The 22,100-nt window shown below is 35.0% G+C and carries 21 protein-coding genes and 1 riboswitch; of the genes, 15 read left to right on the plus strand and 6 right to left on the minus strand.

What is annotated here, in order from left to right:
* Window positions 1-123 precede the first annotated feature (123 nt).
* The 6 genes from C0Z22_RS05670 to C0Z22_RS05695 all read left to right on the plus strand — a co-directional run bounded on the left by C0Z22_RS05670 (window position 124) and on the right by C0Z22_RS05695 (window position 8,314).
* On the plus strand, window positions 124-3,087 hold the full coding sequence (locus C0Z22_RS05670; protein WP_146037809.1) for a hypothetical protein: 2,964 nt from the start codon (window positions 124-126) through the stop codon (window positions 3,085-3,087).
* Between the two features lie 13 nt (window positions 3,088-3,100).
* Window positions 3,101-3,997, plus strand: a complete 897-nt coding sequence (locus C0Z22_RS05675; protein ID WP_103217373.1) for a hypothetical protein — start codon at window positions 3,101-3,103, stop codon at window positions 3,995-3,997.
* Window positions 3,998-4,015: 18 nt separating this feature from the next.
* Window positions 4,016-4,702 (plus strand): hypothetical protein, encoded by a 687-nt coding sequence (locus tag C0Z22_RS05680; protein WP_103217374.1) that lies wholly within the window; start codon window positions 4,016-4,018, stop codon window positions 4,700-4,702.
* Window positions 4,702-5,628, plus strand: a complete 927-nt coding sequence (locus C0Z22_RS05685) for a hypothetical protein (RefSeq protein ID WP_103217375.1) — start codon at window positions 4,702-4,704, stop codon at window positions 5,626-5,628. The genes C0Z22_RS05680 and C0Z22_RS05685 overlap by 1 nt, the downstream gene beginning before the upstream one ends.
* 99 nt (window positions 5,629-5,727) lie before the next feature.
* Entirely contained in the window at window positions 5,728-6,087 is a 360-nt protein-coding gene (locus C0Z22_RS05690; RefSeq protein WP_103217376.1) for a hypothetical protein, read from the plus strand.
* Window positions 6,088-6,162: 75 nt separating this feature from the next.
* Window positions 6,163-6,275: riboswitch (TPP riboswitch) on the plus strand.
* Window positions 6,266-8,314, plus strand: coding sequence for a TonB-dependent receptor (locus C0Z22_RS05695; protein ID WP_103217377.1), 2,049 nt, complete (start codon window positions 6,266-6,268; stop codon window positions 8,312-8,314). It overlaps the preceding riboswitch by 10 nt.
* On the opposite strand, the gene C0Z22_RS05700 is transcribed toward C0Z22_RS05695, so the two are convergent.
* A complete protein-coding gene (locus tag C0Z22_RS05700) occupies window positions 8,311-9,126 on the minus strand; it encodes a hypothetical protein (RefSeq protein WP_103217378.1) in 816 nt (271 codons plus the stop codon). The two genes, C0Z22_RS05695 and C0Z22_RS05700, sit on opposite strands and share 4 nt — an antisense overlap.
* 188 nt (window positions 9,127-9,314) lie before the next feature.
* On the opposite strand from C0Z22_RS05700, the gene C0Z22_RS05705 reads away from it, so the two are divergent.
* Both C0Z22_RS05705 and C0Z22_RS05710 read left to right on the plus strand, forming a co-directional pair.
* On the plus strand, window positions 9,315-10,040 hold the full coding sequence (locus C0Z22_RS05705) for a YebC/PmpR family DNA-binding transcriptional regulator (RefSeq protein ID WP_103217379.1): 726 nt from the start codon (window positions 9,315-9,317) through the stop codon (window positions 10,038-10,040).
* Window positions 10,041-10,043: 3 nt separating this feature from the next.
* Window positions 10,044-10,454: a hypothetical protein gene (locus C0Z22_RS05710; protein WP_103217380.1), complete on the plus strand. Its 411-nt coding sequence runs from the start codon at window positions 10,044-10,046 to the stop codon at window positions 10,452-10,454.
* A 38-nt stretch (window positions 10,455-10,492) separates the two neighbouring features.
* Here C0Z22_RS05710 and C0Z22_RS05715 read toward each other — a convergent pair whose 3' ends face one another.
* The gene (locus C0Z22_RS05715) at window positions 10,493-11,545 is read right to left on the minus strand and encodes an NAD(P)-dependent alcohol dehydrogenase (protein ID WP_103217381.1); all 1,053 of its coding nucleotides are present in this window, start codon (window positions 11,543-11,545) and stop codon (window positions 10,493-10,495) included.
* 165 nt (window positions 11,546-11,710) lie between these two features.
* Here C0Z22_RS05715 and C0Z22_RS16370 point away from each other — a divergent pair, with 165 nt between their 5' ends.
* Window positions 11,711-11,926, plus strand: a complete 216-nt coding sequence (locus C0Z22_RS16370; RefSeq protein WP_368667182.1) for an ion channel — start codon at window positions 11,711-11,713, stop codon at window positions 11,924-11,926.
* A gap of 50 nt (window positions 11,927-11,976) precedes the next feature.
* Window positions 11,977-12,477: a hypothetical protein gene (locus C0Z22_RS05725; RefSeq protein WP_158246827.1), complete on the plus strand. Its 501-nt coding sequence runs from the start codon at window positions 11,977-11,979 to the stop codon at window positions 12,475-12,477.
* On the opposite strand, the gene C0Z22_RS05730 is transcribed toward C0Z22_RS05725, so the two are convergent.
* Window positions 12,474-13,307, minus strand: coding sequence for a hypothetical protein (locus tag C0Z22_RS05730; RefSeq protein ID WP_103217384.1), 834 nt, complete (start codon window positions 13,305-13,307; stop codon window positions 12,474-12,476). The genes C0Z22_RS05725 and C0Z22_RS05730 overlap by 4 nt on opposite strands.
* A 19-nt stretch (window positions 13,308-13,326) precedes the next feature.
* The gene (locus tag C0Z22_RS05735) at window positions 13,327-14,232 is read right to left on the minus strand and encodes a hypothetical protein (RefSeq protein ID WP_146037810.1); all 906 of its coding nucleotides are present in this window, start codon (window positions 14,230-14,232) and stop codon (window positions 13,327-13,329) included.
* 172 nt (window positions 14,233-14,404) lie between these two features.
* Between C0Z22_RS05735 and C0Z22_RS05740 the strand changes: the two genes are divergently transcribed.
* Genes C0Z22_RS05740 through C0Z22_RS05750 form a run of 3 tightly spaced genes read left to right on the plus strand, consistent with a single transcriptional unit; the run spans window position 14,405 to window position 17,915 of the window.
* Window positions 14,405-16,324, plus strand: coding sequence for a trypsin-like peptidase domain-containing protein (locus C0Z22_RS05740; protein ID WP_103217386.1), 1,920 nt, complete (start codon window positions 14,405-14,407; stop codon window positions 16,322-16,324).
* Window positions 16,324-17,427, plus strand: a complete 1,104-nt coding sequence (locus C0Z22_RS05745; protein ID WP_103217387.1) for a hypothetical protein — start codon at window positions 16,324-16,326, stop codon at window positions 17,425-17,427. Before C0Z22_RS05740 ends, C0Z22_RS05745 begins: the two co-directional genes overlap by 1 nt.
* The gene (locus C0Z22_RS05750) at window positions 17,421-17,915 is read left to right on the plus strand and encodes a hypothetical protein (protein ID WP_103217388.1); all 495 of its coding nucleotides are present in this window, start codon (window positions 17,421-17,423) and stop codon (window positions 17,913-17,915) included. The genes C0Z22_RS05745 and C0Z22_RS05750 overlap by 7 nt, the downstream gene beginning before the upstream one ends.
* A gap of 19 nt (window positions 17,916-17,934) precedes the next feature.
* On the opposite strand, the gene C0Z22_RS05755 is transcribed toward C0Z22_RS05750, so the two are convergent.
* The gene (locus C0Z22_RS05755; RefSeq protein WP_146037811.1) at window positions 17,935-19,296 is read right to left on the minus strand and encodes a HAMP domain-containing sensor histidine kinase; all 1,362 of its coding nucleotides are present in this window, start codon (window positions 19,294-19,296) and stop codon (window positions 17,935-17,937) included.
* 227 nt (window positions 19,297-19,523) lie between these two features.
* Here C0Z22_RS05755 and C0Z22_RS05760 point away from each other — a divergent pair, with 227 nt between their 5' ends.
* The gene (locus C0Z22_RS05760) at window positions 19,524-20,024 is read left to right on the plus strand and encodes a TlpA disulfide reductase family protein (RefSeq protein WP_103217390.1); all 501 of its coding nucleotides are present in this window, start codon (window positions 19,524-19,526) and stop codon (window positions 20,022-20,024) included.
* On the opposite strand, the gene C0Z22_RS05765 is transcribed toward C0Z22_RS05760, so the two are convergent.
* Window positions 20,017-21,417, minus strand: a complete 1,401-nt coding sequence (locus C0Z22_RS05765) for a serine hydrolase (RefSeq protein WP_103217391.1) — start codon at window positions 21,415-21,417, stop codon at window positions 20,017-20,019. The genes C0Z22_RS05760 and C0Z22_RS05765 overlap by 8 nt on opposite strands.
* 119 nt (window positions 21,418-21,536) lie before the next feature.
* On the opposite strand from C0Z22_RS05765, the gene C0Z22_RS05770 reads away from it, so the two are divergent.
* Window positions 21,537-22,100, plus strand: coding sequence for a hypothetical protein (locus C0Z22_RS05770; protein ID WP_103217392.1), 564 nt, complete (start codon window positions 21,537-21,539; stop codon window positions 22,098-22,100).

A 22,100-nucleotide genomic window follows, 5' to 3' on the forward strand; every position in this document is an offset into this window, starting at 1 on the left:
TAGATTACCTAACATTTGTTCCCATAGTTAACTGATATTACTCATGTACAATCCGTATACATCGTTATAAATAATGCTCAACAATGAATATTTTCATCTTGTTTAAGTTAAGATGTGGGCATTATGAAGAAGATAAAATTTGTACTTTCCCTATTTATATTTTTCATCAATTTTCTAGTACATGGTAGTGAACTGGATATTAGTATGCTTCCTGACAAGAGTGTCCAACCTGGAGAGGTTGCCATTCAGGTTCTGCCGATTAAGTCACCGACAAATACAACATATAAAATCTCTATTGAAAGTAATCAACAGTGGCGTGCTGAAGGACCAGAAACTATTGAACTGATTGCGGGGGATCTGACTTACCTAACTTTCTATACGTATACTCCAAGCTTCGTTGATGCAGGAACAATTCATGAATTGAAAATAGTTTTCACAAATATTGAAACTCAAGAAAAGATTGAAAATAGCATAAGTTTTGTAGTGGCAAAGAAGCGAGATCTTGATTTTTTTGATGCCGATCAAAATATTGAAACAAATAAGAAAAACCACACTCTTAATCTAAAAGTTAAAAATACAGGTAACTCAAGTGAGGTTTATCATTTTTCAATTAGAAACCTAACACCAGAAGTAAGTGTGAGTGTAAACAGCTCCCCTATTACAATTGCTGCAAATGAAGTAAAGCTTCTTCCAGTAAGAGTTAATTTTAAAAATAGCACATCAACTTATGCAGCATTCGAAGTTAATGCCAAAGTTGGTGGTATCACAAAATTTCAAAAGAAGTTTCAAGTAAAATTTGTGAGCTCTGCAAATAATCAAGATAGACAAGGTAACTATCTAGATACAACACTTACTATTACTAACGACTATATGAGTGTCGAAGGAAGAGACTCTAACCTTAGCTCAGTTGTTCTAAATTCAAATGGCGCCCTATCTGACTATGTTTCTCTATCGAGTTACGTTCAAGCGAATATGGTTAATGGACAAGCACAAGATGCTCGTGGGACATTTCACTTTGATGGTGACAGTTGGCGATTTAGTGCAGGTAATAATGTTGACCTAGATATCGACACAAATGTAGGAAACGAGGCACGCGACGGTGTTGCCTATTCAAAAGACATCCTCCCTAACTTAAAAGTAGGAACACTTGTCGGTGTCGATGAAAATGATGAATTTAATACTGCCGCCATGGTTCAATACGACCCTAAACCAGGACAACGTACATTTGTTATTATTAATCAAAACACAGACTCAGGTGAAACTTCTGGATCAATTGGATATCGTGGAAATTTCAACCCTAATGATAAGCTTTCATTTGCACCATCTCTTACAATTTCTGATGATCCGCAACGTGGAGTTATTCAAGATTACCGAACAGCTGTTCGTTATATGGTGAGAAAGAATCTTCCAATTGCTATTTCATCTGGTTATCGAAAGGATCGCTTTCAAGAAGTCATCTATAATAACGCTTCCCTTTCATATGATTTCGATGGTGTGTTAATAGAGCTTAGTCGCAATGACGAATTAAATCGAGATACTTTTGAAACAAATGATCAAAACAGAGAACATCGTAGTTCAAATAACGTACGCGTAAGTTTTCCAATGGGTGGTGGCCTTTCTGCAAGCGTTAACTATCAAGACCACACTAGCTCAAGTGTGAAAGAACAAAGAAAGTTCATTACATTCGCCTACCAGAACAAACAATTATATGCGGCAATGAGAGCAGGTGTAGCTAGCAAGAACTATACTGATAGCAATATTCAGGATTATTCAAATGAACCATTTGTTTCAGTAGACTTAAGCTATAAAGCACCGAAATTTACGATTAGATCTAACATTGAATATGAATCATACGGAGATGACTCATATCGTACGCGTACAAATATTGGAATCGACTATAATATCGACAATGATCACTTTAATGGAAGTGCCTACGTGAGAGTTGGACACGACGAAGGTCAAAGAAATGATTATGTTACTCAAACGCAAACTGATCTCGACTACATAGAAGCTGGTATCCGTACAGGAACAGATAGTAACTACTCTTTTGAGATCTACACAAGAGCAGAAGATAATCATCAATATGATGATATTGACTATCAGATCGGAATTCGCTTTCAATATCGCTTTGGAGCAAAAACACCAAGAAAAGTTGAAGATGCCTTTGGTGGGAAACGTACAGGAAGTATTGCTGGACGCATCTGCATCGATCGCAACTTAAATGGAACTTGTGAAGACTTTGAAAAAGGTGTTGAAGGCTTAAGCATTTATAGTGTTACAGGAAGCGCAACAACTGACAAAGACGGTAAATATCTAATTAATGAGCTTAAGCCAGATATTGATCATATCTCCCTTATAGAGAGACAGGTTACGGCAAAATCACTTGAGTCGTCGGAGTATTATAAAGGAACAAAAGTTCTTAAGAATCAAACGGTGTACGTTGATTTTGCACTTAAAGAAATCTCTACGATTAATACATTCTCTTACAATGATATCAATAAGAATGGACGTTATGATAAAGATTTCGATACACTTATAGGAGATATTACTTATCAATTAATCGATGAAAATAATGAAATCATCCCTATTAGTGGTAAGTCTTTAAATACAATTAACTATTCACGTCTTCGAAATGGACAGTATAAATTGAGTGCAGTAGCAAACTCTTCTATTTACAAAGATATTCAAAAGGAAGTTACTCTTGATCTTCCTAGAGACAATATGCAAACCGTGACATTTGCTTTTGAGCTAATTGATGTGGATACACTTCCAATTCAAGACCTAATCATTACAGAATTTGACAATAGTATTATTAGTGCACCTAAGTTTAATGCTCTTCTAACCCTTGATTCGGCAGAAACTGAATATAATATTCTTTCAAATATTTCGGTAAAACTTGACGGCTATCAAGTTGATATCGAAACGCAAGAGGTATATTCCGGACTGTGGGATATCAATCTTGACCTTAAAAATCTTATCTCATTGATAAGTCAAAAGAATGAGATCACGATTGATATTGAATTAGAAAATGAAAACGGTGAAAAGTTACAAATAAGAAGAGTAAGAAACCTCTTTTACAATAATTAAAAGGTTATAAGTAATGAAAATATTTTTAACTCTCATTCTACTTTGTGCAAACCTTACGGCTTCAGCTTGTCTTGTTCTACAAAAAGATGACAATGGCAAGAAGTCTCACCCCGCAATCAAGCACTACCTTGAAGGTGGAGATAAGAAGCGTGAAATCGTTGTTAAAAATGTGAGCAATGACACATGTCAATTCATAATCACTAAAACAGAGCTCATCCAATCAAGAGATGGAAGCTATAGCTACCTCCCTTATAAAATTGGTCAGGATGTACCGTTCTCACTAGCACCATTTATGTCTCTTCTCGATGAAAAAGGAATTGAAAGCTTTTCCATTGAGCAAAGACTGGCCCCAGGCGAAGTAAGACACTACGGCCTACAAATTAATATTCCTATCGATCAAAACACTGGGAGCTTTCAGGCCGGCTACAAAATTGATTACCTAAATGGATCAACGTCTTTTATCGTTGGAGAAATTTACTATTCAACAAAGCAGACACAAGTATCACCTCAATTGAGATTTTTAAAATTTGATAAAAAGAAGAAGAAACTTGCATACGCTGTAGCAAACAAAGGTAATGCTTATACTTTCTTTACAATGAATTTGATCTACACTGATCCAATGACTGGTTTTGAATCACGCGGAGTTGTGGATGAGGAAGAGCTGTATCTTTTCAAGGCAAATATTAGAAACCACTTACTTCCCGGAGGAAAGACGATCCTTTCGGAAATAAGTTTAAAGTCACATATTAGAGGATTGAAGAAACAATTTGAAGAGCAATTCCCGGGACAGGAATTTCCTGAGGTTTTAAATCTTACGGCCATTCCTCTGTATGGCATAGACTACGAAAACTGGCAAAATCATAAAAATATACCGTTAGGATTAAAATCAGTAATGATTCAAACTAATTAATCAACTTAAGGAGAAGACATGAAATTAATTAAACTTGTAACACTTGCTTCGGCACTTAGCTTCAGCTCTTTTGCAGCAGATTCTACTGCAAATGGGTCAATCACACTTTCTGGTGGTTTTTCACCGAAAGTAAATAGTGTATCGATTGCACTAGTTGACTGTGGTCAAGACGTATCTTTTAACGACTGTGATGCTACACTTGAATCGACAAGTTTTGGAACTCACACTCAAAATGCATCTCTACCTCTTGGTACTTTAGATGGTGAATCGAATATTAGATATGTGAAGTTCGAGATCAAATCAAAGATGCTACTTTTCAAAAATGACTACCTAAAGATCTCTAAGTCACTAACTTCATCTGCGAATGATGTATCAGTAGCACTTGAAAAAATGATCTTTGTTTCAGCTGGTCTAGGTTCTTACGGTCAACAAACTCTTGGTGCAGGAAGTGCGACTCTTGCAGCAGGTGATATTATGGTAGACACTAAGAAAGATATCACTGACGTAGCGTCTGAAGTATACAACTCATCCGCAGCTAACCCAGGTGTAGCGAACGCAAAAGTTCTTTCAGCTCTAGTAGATAACTCAGCACTTACAGTAAGAGGGATTATTTCTCTTGAAGCAGGTGACGAGGCAACATCAAGCAATTTTTCAGCAGTGATCAATGTTGCTTTCACTGGTGTTGATGGGAACGAAGCTCCTTAATGATTAAAAGCATAACTCTCACATTCTCACTTCTTATTGCATTAAGCGTATATGCAACTTGTAATATGAGTGGCTCTTTTGGATGTGAGAGTTATACAGATAATGGCCTTAATGGGCTTGTCCTCGATCCGTGGCAAGTTTATGAAGGCCGCTATTCCTGTGCCTCATGGTTTAGCTCAAACTATGACTACGACATTGAAGATATTAGTGTACAAGCAGGAATGACACTTGAGATAAGTTTTAAGACAGATACAAGTGAAGAACTAGATATTAAAGCCGTTACATCAAATGGCGTAAGACATATTCAAAGAGTTAGAAATCAAATCGTCTATGACGCTGTCGATGGAGGTCGCTGGTATTGGCAGACATACCGCTACACGTTTACAGGTAAATCGACAACACTTAGACATTTAAGAATAAGAATCCCGTCTTTTACTAATATTGATGATTTTGAATGGGTACTTGGTAATGGATCAGGTGGAATCTCTGATGGACGCTATCTTCAATTAAAAGATCAAGCACACTTTAATTATACAATTTCAGAGGAAGACCTTTTCTCACCTGTTCCTAAAACTTGGAGCCTTGAACTAGAAGGTGTCTTTGGTGCAAATGATGAGGCGCTAATAAGCCTGGCCCCTCGAAGTATTACCCCTATCTACTATCCAACTTGTGAATCAATTATCGACTCACTTATTATCGTGGCACCTAGTGAGAGCGGATCTGATTCTTTCTCAATAGAATGTGAAGAAATCCCTTTTCCCCTCACATCACGCTTTCCTTATCTTACAATTAAGAATAACACAGCAAAGAGTTATTGCTCTGCCATTAACTTTTCAATACAGACTAATTTTAACCTATCAATTTCAGATGATATCCAATCAACTGACTACGTCGAAGTATTCGATATTATTACAGAATTCAACTAAGAAATAATTTCAGAGCAGCAAGGCCTCACTTGCCTTATCTCATGCAAAATGAGATTTAGTACCTAAATATACAAATAAAAATCAGATAGTGAGGATAATATGAAAAAAGCACTTTTATCACTAGTGTGTCTACTAACACTTAATACGCAAGCAGGAATTTCAATTGGACTTCCTCCAGGAATGAGTATGCCAGACTTCGATTCAATCGAACAATCACAGCGTGTATTCAAAGAGACCGTTGAAGAATTAATTTCAAGCGAAGAAGTTAATTTAATTGTAGCAACAGTTGAAGAAAGCTATCTTACAACTTGTCTTGTACAACCTGAAAAAACAACATCTGCTCTTTCGAATTTTTATCTTCGTTATAAATGTGAAGGTACTACAGATCTTAAACTTGTGATCGCAGCAAAGAAGAGAAAAGGCGTTGTAAAAGTAAAAAACTATAAAGTTAAGTTCTAAAGAATAGAAAAACAAAGGCCAGCTAAGCTGGCCTTTTTATTTGCCCTTTTAATTATATTAATGTAATTAATACGAAAATTTACCCAAGGGAGCTGCACCATAATGTGGCTGAGAATAACGGATTTGGCCGTCAAACCTTTTAACTTGATCCAGGTAATGCTGGCGTAAGGAGACTCAGATGAAAATACTGATATTAGTATTTATTTCCCAACTAACATTCGCACAAACAACTTCGGCCAATAGTGACGATGCTATTTATATTTACGGCCTTTTTGAGAAGAAAGAATATTATAGCGACGCTAATAGTACATCACTAAAGACGGCCAATGACTTTTCACAGCAACAATCAACAGATTTGAGTGAATCATTTAAGTCCGTTCCTAACCTGAATATGGCAAATGGGAGCTCACGTTCTAACTTCTTTCAAATTAGAGGAATTGGCGAGAGGTCAGCTTACGAAGGTATATCAAACTACTCGGTAGGACTGATGGTTGATGAAATCGACTATACTGGAGTTTCAGGAACAACAAACCTGAATGGTATTAAGCAATTAGAAGTATACAAAGGGCCTCAGGCCACACGTTTTGGTCCAAGTGCAATGGCCGGAATGATTCATCTAAAGTCTCAAGACCCGACTCAGGAATCGAAGTTTAAAACATATCTTTCATATGAATCATTTAATACATGGGAAGAGAGCATTAGCTACTCAGGTATGCTTAATTCTTCAACAGGGATGACACTAAGCCTAACGAAGAGAGACAGTGATGGCTTCATGAAAAATGAATACCTCAAACGCAATGATACAAATGGACAAGATGAATTAAATATTCGTACAAGTCTAGTTAAAGACTTTATCGATTCAACTCTTACTTTTGGACTTCACTACTTTGATAAGGCAAACGGTTATGATGCTTTTGTGCAAGATAATAGCTACACAACTCGTTCAGACAAACCAGGAAAGGATAAGAGTGAAACTCTTGGCCAGTACCTAAAATACGAAAAGGATCTTAGTGCAAACTTAGCAAGCACAACAATTCTTACCCACTTTAAAAATAACTCATACTATAGCTATGATGAAGACTGGGGTAACAACCCTTACTGGAATACAATCCCAGGTTGGAATGCTGATTACGACTACAATATTGAATTCCCAAGAAAGCGCGAAGACTTTACTATTGATCAACGACTATCATCAAAAAGAAGTACTATCGGTGTTTATCTAAAATCATCTAACGAAGACTTCAAAGAAATTGGCTACGAAGATTCAGCGGTTAGAAAAAGTATCGATGGAGAAGTTGACACTAAACTAGTCTCAATCTATGCCGAGCAAACGAAAGACCTAAGTAAAACAGTTGAAATAAATTATGGTGGCCGTATCGAATATCGCAATGTCGAATTTGAAGCGCAAGAAAGTGGAACAGAAACAAAACTTTCACCAGAAGATTTAATGTATGGCCTAAATATCACACTATCTAAGAAAGGCCTCCTTGGAGATCTTGCATACTTAAAACTATCTAAGGGGTATAAACCTGGTGGAATCAATACACAGTCAGCAGTCCCTGATACACGTAAAGAATTTAGACCTGAGGATCTTTACTCATTTGAACTTGGTCAAAAATATCATTTAAAAGAAAAAGGAATTTCACTAAGTAGTTCTCTTTTTTTCATGTACCGAAATAATGCTCAAGTAAAAACGTCATTTCAGGATGATCCAATGGATCCTAGCTCATTTACTTTCTATACAGATAACGCCGCAAGTGGATTTAATTACGGAGCAGAAATTGAAGCAAGTCTTGAGAAACCATATGGCCTAAATCTTTCTTCAGGTCTTGGTCTACTTGGAACTCGTTATGGTGAATATAATATTGGAACAAGAGATCTCGATGGTAGGCAGATGCCTCATGCTCCAAATTACCAAGTTAACCTTAATTTAAATTACAAGTACAAGAACGGTATGTATTGGGATGTTAACTTCTATGCCTCTGATGATTTTTATTTTTCAAACTCTCACGACTTAAGGTCAACGGCCTATCAATTAGTAGATACGAAGGTTGGTTATCGTTATAAGTCTTTAGATGTCTCAATTTGGTGCAAGAATATCTTTGATGAAATATACTCACTTCGTGGTTACTATTTCGCCAATATGCCTCCAGCGTGGCAAGACGACCTCTATACACAAAAAGAGGCACCACGTAGCTATGGTATTAGTGCAAGCTATGAGTTCTAAAGATAGTCTTTATTTATGCCATAGGCATTAAAAATATGATCATCAGGAGTATGACGATAAAGTTTAAGCTTATTTCTCTCTCGATGTTGCGAAATATATTCTTCGTAACAATCATTAGCTTCTAAAACTTGATTCGTGAATACGCCCTGTTGATCAAAAGCAAAGCGCTCAGCACGATACGCATGTTGGGCGCGGTTTTTCTCTTTTATTTCATAGATCTCATACATTTTGGCCGTTTCGTATTCAGTAAGCTCTTTCATAGGTTCAAGATCGAGTCCAAACAGCTTTTGAAAATCTTTGAAAGTATTGTAATAAATCATATCGACTTCATACTCTTGTGGAATGAGTTCATCAAGAGCATGTGTCGCTTCATGAACAAAGAAATGCGCGACAAGACCTAATTCATCTTCAAGGCCAATGAAAATAGTAGGAGTTTGCATCGTGAAATCAAAAAGAGCTGAAGTTCTATGAGTTAGTCCCCTACGCTCTCTTTCAAATTGAGAAAGGTTTTTAATTGCAAGCTTTCCACTATCTAAAAGTGCAGTAATTCTTTCAACAACCTCTTGTCCCATAGCAGTCGTTGAGACCAAAGAAAAGAGCTCATCTAATTTATAACTTGTCTTATTCAAATGAAATTTTTGGGCCGCACGATTAATTACACAACGAGGGACTTCGGCCCTATGATCTTGTGTACGACGACGATATGTTGGGTTATGGTCAATATCAGTACCTAGTCCACCAAAGCCTCCAAGACCACCAAATGAAGCTAAAATATTTAAATTTATTAGCATTAACGCTAGAGATTTTCCCATAGTAATTATCCTTTAAGCAGAAGATACCACTCATAAGACGCCTGTGGTCATAATTTGAATATACTTCATATTTGACTATTTTATATACATATTTCAGTAACTTAGCTTAATAAAATACGCCCAGAACTAGACGATTTATGATGATTTGACTAAAACTATAGGATACTAATTTAACGTAAGAGAGATTTATGGGAAGAAAATCAGCAAAAATTGCGGCCAAAAAAGGCGCAGCAGACAAGGCCCGTGGGCAAGTATTTACGAGAGCTCTTAAAGATGTATTCTTAGCATCAAAAAGTGGTAGTGGTGATCCAGATACTAACTTTCTTTTGAAAGTTGCTATTGATCGCTGTAAGAAGTTTAACGTACCAAAAGACAATATCGACCGTGCGATTAAAAAAGGTCAAGGTGGAGATGGTGCAGGTTACGTTGATATTAATTATGAAGGCTACGGCCCTGGCGGTGTGGCCGTTTTTGTTGAAGCTTCAACAGATAATAATACAAGAACTGTAGCAAGTGTAAGAAGCTACTTTAACAAGGTTCAAGGATCTCTTGGGCAAACTGGTTCTCTTGAATTCGTATTTAAAAGAGAAGCGAACTTTCTCGTAAACGAAGAGAATGTTTCTGATAAAGACGAATTTGAACTTGAGATTATTGATGCAGGTGCTGAAGATATCACTCTTGAAGATGGTGTTTTTGAAATCATCGCTCCAGTTGAATCTTTTGGTGATATTCAAAAGAAACTACAAGAAATTGGAATTACTCCAGAAGAGGCCAGACTAGAAAGAGTACCTTTAAATCATAAAGCAATTGATGATGAAGATACTTTAAAGCAATTCGAAAGGTTAATCGATCTTCTTGAGGAAGATGACGATGTTGTTACTGTTTATCACAACCTAGAAGAATCAGAGGAGTAATCCATGAAAAAAATAATTATAGCTCTAATCACTCTTCTTGCGACTGCTGGCGCCTCAGACTTTAAAGTAGAAAAAGATCTTGCAAAGAATCTATTTCTTTCACTAGAGTCAACAGTTACACCAGATTGTAGTGGAAATAAGTGCACAATTGATCTCGATCAAATCTTTTGTACTCAATTATTTAAAAAGACAAAATGTACAGTAGGTGCTTTCTCAAATGGTGACATTCTTGTTAAGACAGTAAAGGGTGACGAGGCACAAGATATCTCGGACGCTTTATACGATATTAGCGAAGCCACTTGTTCATCAGACAAAGATGCCTGTGGAATTCACTTCTACAATGTAACTTGCGAAGAAAAATCTAGGCTAGTATTTAAATCTTATAAATGTCATTTAAGTGACCTAAGAAAGTAATTATAATAAAGGGATCCTACTGGATCCCTTTTTTAATGCTAACCAAGTTTACTCATATCAATGACAAAGCGATAACGGACATCGCTTTTAAGCACCCTCTCATAGGCTTCATTAACTTGTTTAGGCTCAATCATTTCAATATCGGGGGTAATATTATGTTTCCCACAGAAGTCTAACATTTCTTGAGTTTCTTTAATTCCACCAATAACAGAACCGGCATAACTCCTTCTCTTCATAATAAGTGGGAATGGATGAATCGCTAAAGGTTCCTCCGGCACCCCCACAGAAACAAGAGTGCCATCAAGTTTTAAAAGATTAAAGTAATTACCCATATCAAGCTTATTACTAGATACTGTATTAATAATTAGATCAAACTTTTCGGCATTCTCTTCAAATACCTTCTCATCTCCAGTATAGAGAAAATTATGGGCCCCAAGCTTTGTAGCATCATCCTTCTTACTCTTAGTATGGCTGAGGACTGTAACTTCTGCTCCTTTTGCGGCAGCTATTTTTACACCCATATGCCCGAGCCCTCCAAGCCCCATTATTGCAACCTTTTTTCCAGGTCCGGCCTGCCAATGAGTTAAGGGAGAATATAACGTAATTCCGGCACACATCAGTGGGCCAGCTTTTTGTAAATCAATATTGTCAGGAATCTTTAAAACGAAGTCTTGATCAACAACGATAACATCAGAATAACCACCTTGTGTATGGCCTGTTCCATCATCTATCTCAGAGCCGTATGTTTGAGTGGCCCCCTGCTCACAATATTGCTCAAGATGATTTTCACAAGGTGAACACTTTCGACAAGAATCAACAAGGCAGCCAACACCTACGCGATCCCCTACTTTATATTTTTTAACATTAGCACCAACTTCACTCACAACCCCAGCAATCTCGTGACCAGGAACAAGAGGAAAAGGTGTATCTAATCCCCACTCATCTCTCACCATATGAATATCTGAGTGGCAGATTCCACAATACTTAATATCAATTACAACATCGTTGTTACCTGCTTCTCTTCTTTCAAAATTATATGGTTCAAGCGCTGCCTTAGGACTTTTGGCCGCAATCCCTTTTGATTTGATCATTTTAATCTCCTTGTTTTGTGTGATGGCATTTTACAAGGTAAGTGCTACCTAACAGATTAATAATTTTCTTAAATTTTATTCTTCGGATATAATTTTGATATGGCAAAACTGAATGTATCAATAGAAGGTGTTAAGTATAATCTCTTTCATGATTTATACTATCGAATGATTAGGACATCATGGACCCGATTTTTTCTATTTGTGAGTTTAATATATTTAATCATTAATTTTCTATTCGCCTTATTATACTTCTACTCTCCCGCTGAAATTTTAAATACCAATAGTAATTCCCTTTGGGATGCATTTATTTTTAGTTTTCAAACAAGTACAACAATTGGATATGGATACTATCTACCTAAAAATAACTCGTCCATTTTCTAGTAATACTTGATGCAATGACGGGGATTTTCTATGCAGCTATAATAACGGGGTTGGCATTTTCAAAATTTGCAAGGCCATCTGCTAAAATTATTTTTACAAATAATATCATTATCGCTCCATTTGATGGCGTACCGACTCTTATGTTTAGGATTGCAAATAGTAGAGATACTCATATTATTGATGCATCTGTTAAACTCGCTGCCTTGATTCCTTATATTTCAAAAGAAGGACATCATATAAGACGTACTTGTAACTTAAACTTAATGAATACAGAAAACCCTACATTTCTATTAACATGGACGGTAATGCATCCTATCGATACTGAAAGCCCACTTTATGGCCTAACAATAGAAGAGATCAAAGAGAAAAGTATTTCTTTCTCTACTTCTTTTACAGGAATTGACAAAGTTCTAACTCAAACTGTTCACACAAATCATATCTATGTTGCAAAGGATTTAGTTAAGGCAAGGAAATTTAAGGATGTCCTCAAGCATGATCAAGAGGACATCTATCAATTAAACTTGGATAATTTTCACTTAATAGAAGACTAGAACCTGATTCCTGCTCCAATATAAAAGTTAAACCCACTTTGATCAATTTGTTGTGAGACTCCACTTTCATGGGCCATAGGTGCAAGAACGTAATCTCTTTGTTCAACTCCAACTTGGACAAAGAAATTGTCCCAAAAGATCGCCTTGGCCTCTAGAGAAACTCCATATGAATAGCCTCCAATATCATTAAAGTGACTTTCATCATACTGTTTTTCGTTATAATAAGTCTTTGTATCAGACTTAACGTGGACTAATCCAGCACTAACACCAGGGCTTAATTCGAATTTGAAGCTAGGTGTATCGACTAATCGAATGGCGTATTTCATTCCAATTTGAATATCATTTAAGATCGTAACATTTTTGGCTTCATATACATCATAGCGATCTTCTTCTAAAAACCCACCTTCAGTTACACCAACGTGCCTACCAGACATATTGTAGCGTCGATATGTATCGGCCAATTCAATACTAAAGTTTCGTGTCACAAGATACTCTATCGATACCTTATGTCCTTCTTTAAATTTTAAATTTTCATCTAGAATACGATCAAATTCTTCATCATAGAAATCATATATTGAATCTCCGTCATTTGAAACATTATATGATGTATCCATCTCAGAACGGTTTATCTTTGAATATGTAATAACGAATCTTTTTCTAATTCCATCTAAAAGAGACTCTTCATCAACTTTTAGCTCCTTGATCTCAATAGGCTCAAAGATGGCCTCGTTATCACCAGTTAACTCATTTAAGTGCGCATGGTTAATATTTAAATTGTCACCAAAAACCTGAGGGACAAATAATAGTATAGATAAGAGAATTTTTTTCATTTAACGCCTTAGTTTTGTATTAATAAAATTCCGGTAAATCTAATTCTTCTTCAACATATTCATCGTAATCTTTATTACCTTTTTTTGTGTCTACCTCATATGATTTCCCAAAAAAGAACTCTTCCATATCAAATCGATATTGGTACGTAAGCATAAACTGGGTTTCATCAATATTATTTTGGCCACGTCCAAAGTTCTCATTAAATTCATTACGCTTTACCTTGAGACCAAAAGTATGCTTAGATTTTTCACTTGGCCTATATTCAATTCCAGCACCATACTCATTTTTCTCGTAAGTATAATTAAATTTCTTATCTTCAGTTTCAAAATTTCTTTCATCACCTTGTTTGTAGTAGGCATAAGCACGGGCCCTACCATCACCAATTTTGAAATGGATTTCACCAGTTGCTTCAATATCTAAATTGATCGAATCTTGATTATAGATTCTTTTATAAGAGCGGCCAAGATTTCGGCTATCTTCTTCATTAAACTGATGAATACTCCAGGTATCACTTGCTTTTGCAACTCCTGAAAGAATAATAGTGGCTTCATCATCTAAGACAAATGCTTTTCTAATTACTAAGTGCGCGTATTGTATGCTACCGTGTTGCCCGATAGAGTCATGGATCTTTTCATATTTTGCCCCAAGGGCCCTTAACGCGATCTCAACCCCACCAAATTCTTCTCTTTGATACCTTTTTTCAAATTGCATCCAGTCTAATTCAGCAAGTTCTAAATTACCGTTACTATCGGCCCTAAAAGTGAGAGTGACTGGCCCTTCATCAAGGCTTGAGTCTTTATACCAATTGCCAAGATTAGTCTTAACACCGGCCTCGGCTCCATATAAATTATTGGCCGCAAGAGTTGTCGTATTAGAACACATAAGAAGTGTACCTATAACAGATAAGTTTTTAAGAGATTTCATCATATGATTTATAAAGCAAATGAAATGCCAATAAAATACACATAAAAAGCTTATATTCGCCTAATAATTGAACAAATATTAGACGGCCGTCTGTTAATATAAACAAATATGAAGCTAAGATTACACTTTAGCATCCATAAATATGGCACCTGCTTTGCTGTATATACTGGATATGCAATTTGGATTTAAAGCTCTATTTATCTCATTATTTGGCCTGTCTTTTCTCACGCAGGCAGATCCATATACAGATATCTTGCTTGGAAAAGATGTCGATAACTTCACCATAAATGAATATTATAAGAAACATTATATTGAAGATAAGGAATCTCTTGTTGTTATTGGCTCTCATTACAAAAAAAGTGAGATGCCAATTGCTGGTACCGGATTTACAATAGAAAGTAACGATAGAAAATTTATTATCACTAATTCACATTTGATTGACGGTGATAACAAATTCTATATTTATCAAGGACAGCTATATCCGATACAAGAAGCTAACACACTATCCTGTGCAAATCATGATGTTGCGGTTATTGAAGTAAATGATGAAATAAAAGAAACCTTTGGTAAATATGATCAAAATAAAGACTCACTTTATACTTATGGAAAGAATAACTCTCCAAGAGGACAACAAAAGAGTGAGTTTGATTTTGGGGAAAAGAGAAAGAGAAACAATAATAATAGGCCTCTTTTTGAGAACTCACTAACTGGAGAAATCCTCTCATATGTACAGATTGGAAATATGTATGACCTTTCATGTAACTTCTATCCAAGTTCACCTGAAGCATACAAAGGAAACGCCCTATTTGTTCCAATTTCAGAGGCAATAAAGGCAATAACAACAGAGGCAATTCCTTATAAACAAAACCATCATAACCAAATTGGTAAGATGAATTCTATTTTGGATCTGATTGCACATAATGAATGTAGAATAAATCTTGATTCTAAAGAAAAAGAACATGAGAAAAGTCGCCAATCATTCTTGAGCAGATCAATTATAACACCTTCAAGCATTGTTCCAGGAATGAGTGGTTCTCCACTTTTACAAAATAATAACTTAACTCAAAGTAAGTATCAAATTGCAGGTATCGCGACTTCATATGATCGTATCATGCAGAAATCAATATTCGCTTCTCACTCAAATATAAAATATTGTCTTAAAAATTACTTAAATGAAAAAAGAGGACATTTGGATTCAGTAAGATTCAAGTATTCTAAAAAGTACAAGTCTACATATCGACAAAAGAAATCTGAGAGATTAATTGAAGAAATCCCAAATACACATGGTAAGGCCAATGGAGATCTAACAGAGACAAAAATAAAAGAATTATATGATCTATACTTAGAAAAGAAAAAAGAATTAAATGTTACAGAAGATAATAGATCAAATCTACAAACGATTGAGATTTTACAAAACTTTAAAGGTAAGAATATAGACCAAACCATTATAAGAGGTGGAAATGGTTACGGAAATGGTGGCGGTCCACTTGCAGACAACTCACTAGAATTTAGAGAGAGAATAATTATACCAACAGGAATCTCAGTCGAAGGAGATTTGGTCATTGGATTCAAATGCCTAAACCCAAATAAAAAGAACGAAGACAACTACATCTTTGCAAATTGGGAAGGCCTTTCATATAGTGAAAACAATCAATGTAGAGAAATTAACACCAATGAGAAAATCGACTTAACAAAATTATTGAAAAATAGAGTTAAGAATCTAAAAAGTGATAAGGACCAAAACACAGAAGAAACGTTCTCAATTGGATCAGTCATAAAACTGAAAAATGACAAAGTAATACTGACTGTTACAGGAAAAAAGAATAAGAAGAAATTTAAAAAATCTGTGGTAATTAACAATGATATAAAAAGCTTTAGACCGAGAGTTGAAATAAACTTGGACGAAGAACATATTATCATTGCAGACATCAAGGAGCTTTTCTTTATCGATATGCTTAACATATCTCGAACAAGTAAAAACCAAAGGATTGAAGATGCAATACAAAAAGATAGTAAAGCGAGGGTCTTTTATAGCTTGAAAAAGAAAGGTAGTAACAAAGGTAGTATACCTCTTATAAATACTTGGAAATAATGAAAAACAAAGTCCTCCCTTCACATTTGATTGATGCTGACATTACACAACTGACGAAGTTGTTTTTTGAGCTAGAATATAATTCAGAGGACTCTTTATATACTCAGATAATGATGGCATATTATCTCAATGATACAAAAAAGCTTAAGCGTCTTAATGACACTGTAAAAGCGAGCTCATTTTTAAATGTCTTTTGCCTAAGCCGAATCGCTATATTAGAAAACAAGAACTATGAAATAGAGAATATTGATATCTATATGAGCTCACCATATATAGGAGATCTCTATTTTGCAATGGCCCTAATAGCTGCGCAACAAGGTAATCATATACAGGTCAAGAATAACTTTCTTAATGCTTACAACTTCTACACAAAAATTGGAGCAACTAAAAAAGCATTAACTGCCCAAATGAATACAATAACGGCCGAAGGCAATATTCATCTAGAGAAAAGACTACTTGCAAATTATATCGAATCGGTTGAGAAGTTAATTGAACATAACTCAATCACAAGTGCTGCAAATATTTGTGTTAACATAGCTGATGAATTTCACAAGGTGGGAGCGCAACGCTCAGCTTACCTCTACAATGAAAAAGCTTTAAAGATTTTAAAAGATCAAAAAAATACACTTCAATACGCACAGGCATTAACTCATCTTTGTGAGTCAATGTTTTGCCTTGGCCAAAATATTAATGCAAACAAGATCCTAGATGAGCTTCATTCTTATGACTTCATCGAAATCAAAGAAGCGACAAAGGCAATTGAAAATGTATACCTTTATAAAAAAAATACAATAAATGAAGATCACCTCACAATGGCCTGGAAAATTAGATTAGAAAAAAAAGATCCTCCTGCCTTATTAGGAGAAGTAAGTGATCAGCTAATTCACCTTCTAGCTAATGGGCCTAGTGAATTTGAAGAGATTTTACAAGAGCTTTATCCAAACATAGATGAACTTGATGCAAGAAATCGTTTAACGACCTTAGTATCAAGAATAAATAAGAAAGTAGATGGGCTGATTATTTTCAACCAAAACAGTCAACATTTTACTCTATCAAATAATGAGAAGATCGTATTTGCAACTCAGGAGTCTTTATCATGTTAGACGTCCTTATGAGCAATCTTGATGAAAAAATATTAAAAGTCGTAGATATTAAGTCACTTTCACAGAAACAACTTTCTACTCTTCATTCATTAATACAAGGTGAGAATAACAATTTATTAAATCGTACTTTCTTCTATCTTTTATCGGCAAAACTTCATGGTGAGGATTTCTCTAAAGAAATTGAAGTCGATATAAACTCTTCATCACAAGATCCCTACCACGGACTAATCTCTAGTCTAATAATAAATAGCAATGAACAACGCCAGATTGAGATCAATGGCAAATTAAGCAAGAAAGAAAGTCTTCTTTTAGACGCTTTAAAAGAAGCAAAATATGATAGACAGCAATTAATAATTATTATCTATGGTGATAACTGCGATTATCTTAAGGCAGAAACTAGCTTTAAATCACTTCTGTACCGATTCAAAAAGAAGATCAAAGGAGAAATCATTGTCTCTGTCGAAGGCGTTTACTCAATATCGGTATAGAGAAAAAGTAAGTACACTTCTAATGCAGTATTGATTTTGAAGAGTTTTGAGCAACGTAATTATCGGTAGAAGTCACTAAAGAAGTTGGAATAACAACGTTAAAAGTTGTTCCTTCATCAGATGAAGAAAAGTCTATTGTTCCATTTAGGTAGTCAACAGATTTTTTAACGATATACATTCCAATCCCTGTACCAATTGATTTATCTTCGTTAAAACGAACAAATTGTTCATACACTTGTGACTTACTTTCACATGGTATCCCAACCCCATTATCAGCAATAGTAATATAAAGATTATTAATATCATCATGTATTTCAACATTCACAAATGGACTGTCTTTTTTTACATCATAATACTTAACAGCATTGATAATGATATTACTTAAAATCTGGAAGACTCTAACTCTTTGAGAAGAGTGCGCTCGGGAGAGATCAACATCTGTTGCAAACTGAATCTTGTTCTTTTCAATCAGATACTCATTTGAAATAACGATATCTGAGATCATTGCCTCAAAATCAAGTTCTTCATTTGAATGTGTCGAAACATCTAAACGCGCAAGTTCAAGAAGACTTGAGATAAGCTCGGCCAAATGATTAACGCGACTTTTAATTTTTTCAACTTTAACTCTCAAGTCATTTTCATTGAAACGATTAGTTTCGATACTTCTAACAATAAGATCACAAAGAATACTTATTGTTGTCAAAGGTGATCTCAGGTCATGAGATGTACGGTAAGAGAACTGAAGAAGCTCTTCATTTGTTTGAGTAAGTTTCTTATTTGTTCGATCCAGTGCCAATAAATCGAAATAGTACATCGACGCCATTGCAAAAATAAGAAGTACAATCGCAACAACACTAAATCGAGAGATATCCTGTGAAATATTATTAAGCTGAACCTCTTTACTCTCCAATATGCGAATAACTTCCTTGGCCGCTAAATCGGCCTGTGTGTCATCAACACGTACCAGATAATCCCTTTCTTCGGCAGAAAGGTTCTTGTCACTATTTTTTAAAATTTCAAGATTGTTACGATATTCTTGTGCTGTTGAAAATAAATTTTCGAGAGACTCTCTTTCTGTATCGGATAGTTTATAATCTTTTGAACGAAGATAAGCTTCTTCGATTTCATTAAATTTTATGACAGCTTTTTTGTAATATGCTTCATTAGATCGATTTACATAGTTTTTAAAATTATGAATAAGGCCATTATATCCAAAATTGCCGACGACAGAAACGAAGAGGTCAATTCTCTGATTTAACTCAACTACGGCCTTACGGTTTTTACTAGAGAAGTAATAAGCACAGCTAATACCAAGAAGAATAAACATCAGAACTGACGCTAGAAACAACTTCTTTTTAAATATATTAGCGTTAACTAACAAATCCACTACCTTTATAAATTAATCATCTAAATGATAGATTAAGAATCAATCCATGTAAAATAATTCACTTAGATTTGAATCATCAAACAAATGGTTACTGCACAGAATTTTTGTTGCTAATAAAGGCATATTATTTATCGCTCTATCACTTACCTACTTGTGCAGTATTGTATGACTGAGCGCTTAAATGATACAATAGATGGAATCTAGAGTTAGGAATGATTTGAATGAAGAAGTACTTTTCCCTCCAAAATATCGCACTTGTCATTGCTTTGGGAGTGTTTATCGTAAAGCAGGCCCCGATAATTGCGAATAGTTTTAAAATTAAAGAAAGAAAGATCCAAACAAGAACTGTAAAGACAATTGAGCTTAATTCGAAGGCTTTAGAATTTCCTCCACAGAGTAAAGTAGTAGCGTTTTATTGGATGACAACATGTGCTCCATGTAAGCTTGAAATGCTACGATTAAAAAAATCTGTCGAAAATGGTAAAATTGCAAAGGATTCGATCTATGCTATCAACCCATTTGAAAGTACTGAAAAAATAAGAAAATACCTAAAGAAAAGTCCATATCCTTTCACTTTTATTGAAGATAATGATCTAGGTTATGATTTAGGAATACAGGTTACACCAACAACAGTTTTCTTAGATAAAGGAATAGTTAAGTCCTTCTCAACAGGTATAAGCTTTCTTGGAATCTATGAAGCAGAAAAATTTCTAACTAATTAAGCTTCTTTAAAGTGAATTCCTCTCCTTGTGTAAAGATAAGGATCTCTCCATTATCTTTGAATTCAAGTTTGATATGAGCACGCTGAAACTTAAATATCGTATTAGAAAATGCTTCAAAAGGGATCTCATTTTGAGCATCACTTGATGCTTCCCCTAGAAGAACTCCATCTTCATTTCTAAAAGTAAGCTTAATTGGAAAATCATTACTTCCGTATGTTCCATTATACAGATCAAGTATTTCTTTCTTAACTAAGATTGACTCTTGAATGACAGGAATATCAAAATCGTCGCCATAAAATCCGGCCAAAAGAGCAAGAGACATATCGTTAAAGTTAAATGCCAGAGCGTTTGTAAGGCTTACTATAGCAATATCATCTTCAATATTATAGGCGGCGATAGATGCATAACCATCGACTCCACCTGTATGTCCAAAGAAGTATTTGTCAGCATATGGAAACTTCATTAAACCTAATCCATACTCTCCCTCGCCGATAAATTCTTTCATTTTCTTAAGAGAGCTTGAATTGATTATTTTTTCTTTAAATAATCCTCTAAGAAATGTTGCAACTTCTAGTGGTGTGGAAGCAATGGCACCAGCACCAAGAGGAACATTCTGATGAGTATTGGTTGCTTCTTCCCAGTTAGCTCTTTTGAAGTAACTAGTGACTTCATTAGATCGACGACTTTTAGCATCATAGACAAAGGTCTCCTGCAAAGAAAGAGGATTAACAATATAACTAGTTAGTAAGTTTGCATAAGTATCATTTCCTGCCTTTTGAGCAATATAGCTTAAGATGACATAACCAGTATTTGAATACTCATACTTTTCACCAGGCATAAACTCCAACTGATAGCGATAGAAACGCTCCATCATCTGACTTTCAGATTGGGGAGTTTGAGAGTATTCCTTGTAATCAGCAAGATCTGTCATATTTGGAATACCGCTACGATGGCGAAGCAAGTCCTCAATAGTGATCTTATCTGCCTTATCTATCTTTGGATAATAGAGAGCAAGCTTATCTGAAAGCTTTAATTTCCCCTCTTCTTCTAACTTTAGAATAATTGTAGCAGTATATATTTTCGAAACAGAACCTATGCGATAAATAGGATTCTTATTATTTTTATCAAAATTATAATTTTTATTATAAATGGACTTACCATCTTTTACTAATATAGCACTTCCTGAAACTACTTTCTTATTTTCTAAAACAGCAAAAAACTTATCTAATTTTTCAGTATTAATATTAGACTCCTGACCAAATTGACATGATAGACAAAAAATAAAAGTGACAAAAAGAATTACTTTTATGATGACCTCTATTGAAATTGTAATGCAAACACTATATCGGTCTAAAATTATTGATCTATAAATATTAAATTCTAATCTAAATATTTATAATTATATAAAACGAAGATAATAAATAGCTTTCTTTCTCATTTTAAATTTGACAGACTGCTTAGAAATCCGTACTAAACAATTCTCCAAGCAAAACTTTTTTCTTGGAGAACCTAATGAAGAATTCCCTACTTCTACTTATTTCACTTGTATTTACTTCTAACACTTCATTCGCATCTTATGACGGATACGATGATTACTATGGCGAAGACATTAACACAGTTGTCGAAACGATAACTTCTTGTCACGACAGAAATTTCAACAAAAAACTTATCGTTAAAAAAGTGTACTCAGATATATCTGGAGAAGCTCTATTTAACGAAATTTCAATTGATGGTAAAGCACTTGAAAAAATTGACTACAAATTCGAAAGTAAGAACTTTGTCGATCCATTAACTAATCTAACAAAAACAGGATATCTTCTAGAACTAAGACATCAGTCGGTCGACAATTCTTCGACACTGAGTCTAATTGCTTCAAGCTTAGATGCTCACCTCTACAACCCAACTTGGGAAAACTATGACCTAAGAGGAACGCTAAAAATTGCTTCAGTATACAATAACGAAACAAGCTACGATGTTCGTTGTAGTATTAAATCTGAAGTTCGTTACGGGACACCAGAAGAAATTGACGTACTTTTTGAAAACTTTGATTACGATTCTTACAATGACAGAAGATAG

Source organism: Halobacteriovorax sp. DA5, from assembly GCF_002903145.1.
Lineage (GTDB): Bacteria > Bdellovibrionota > Bacteriovoracia > Bacteriovoracales > Bacteriovoracaceae > Halobacteriovorax_A.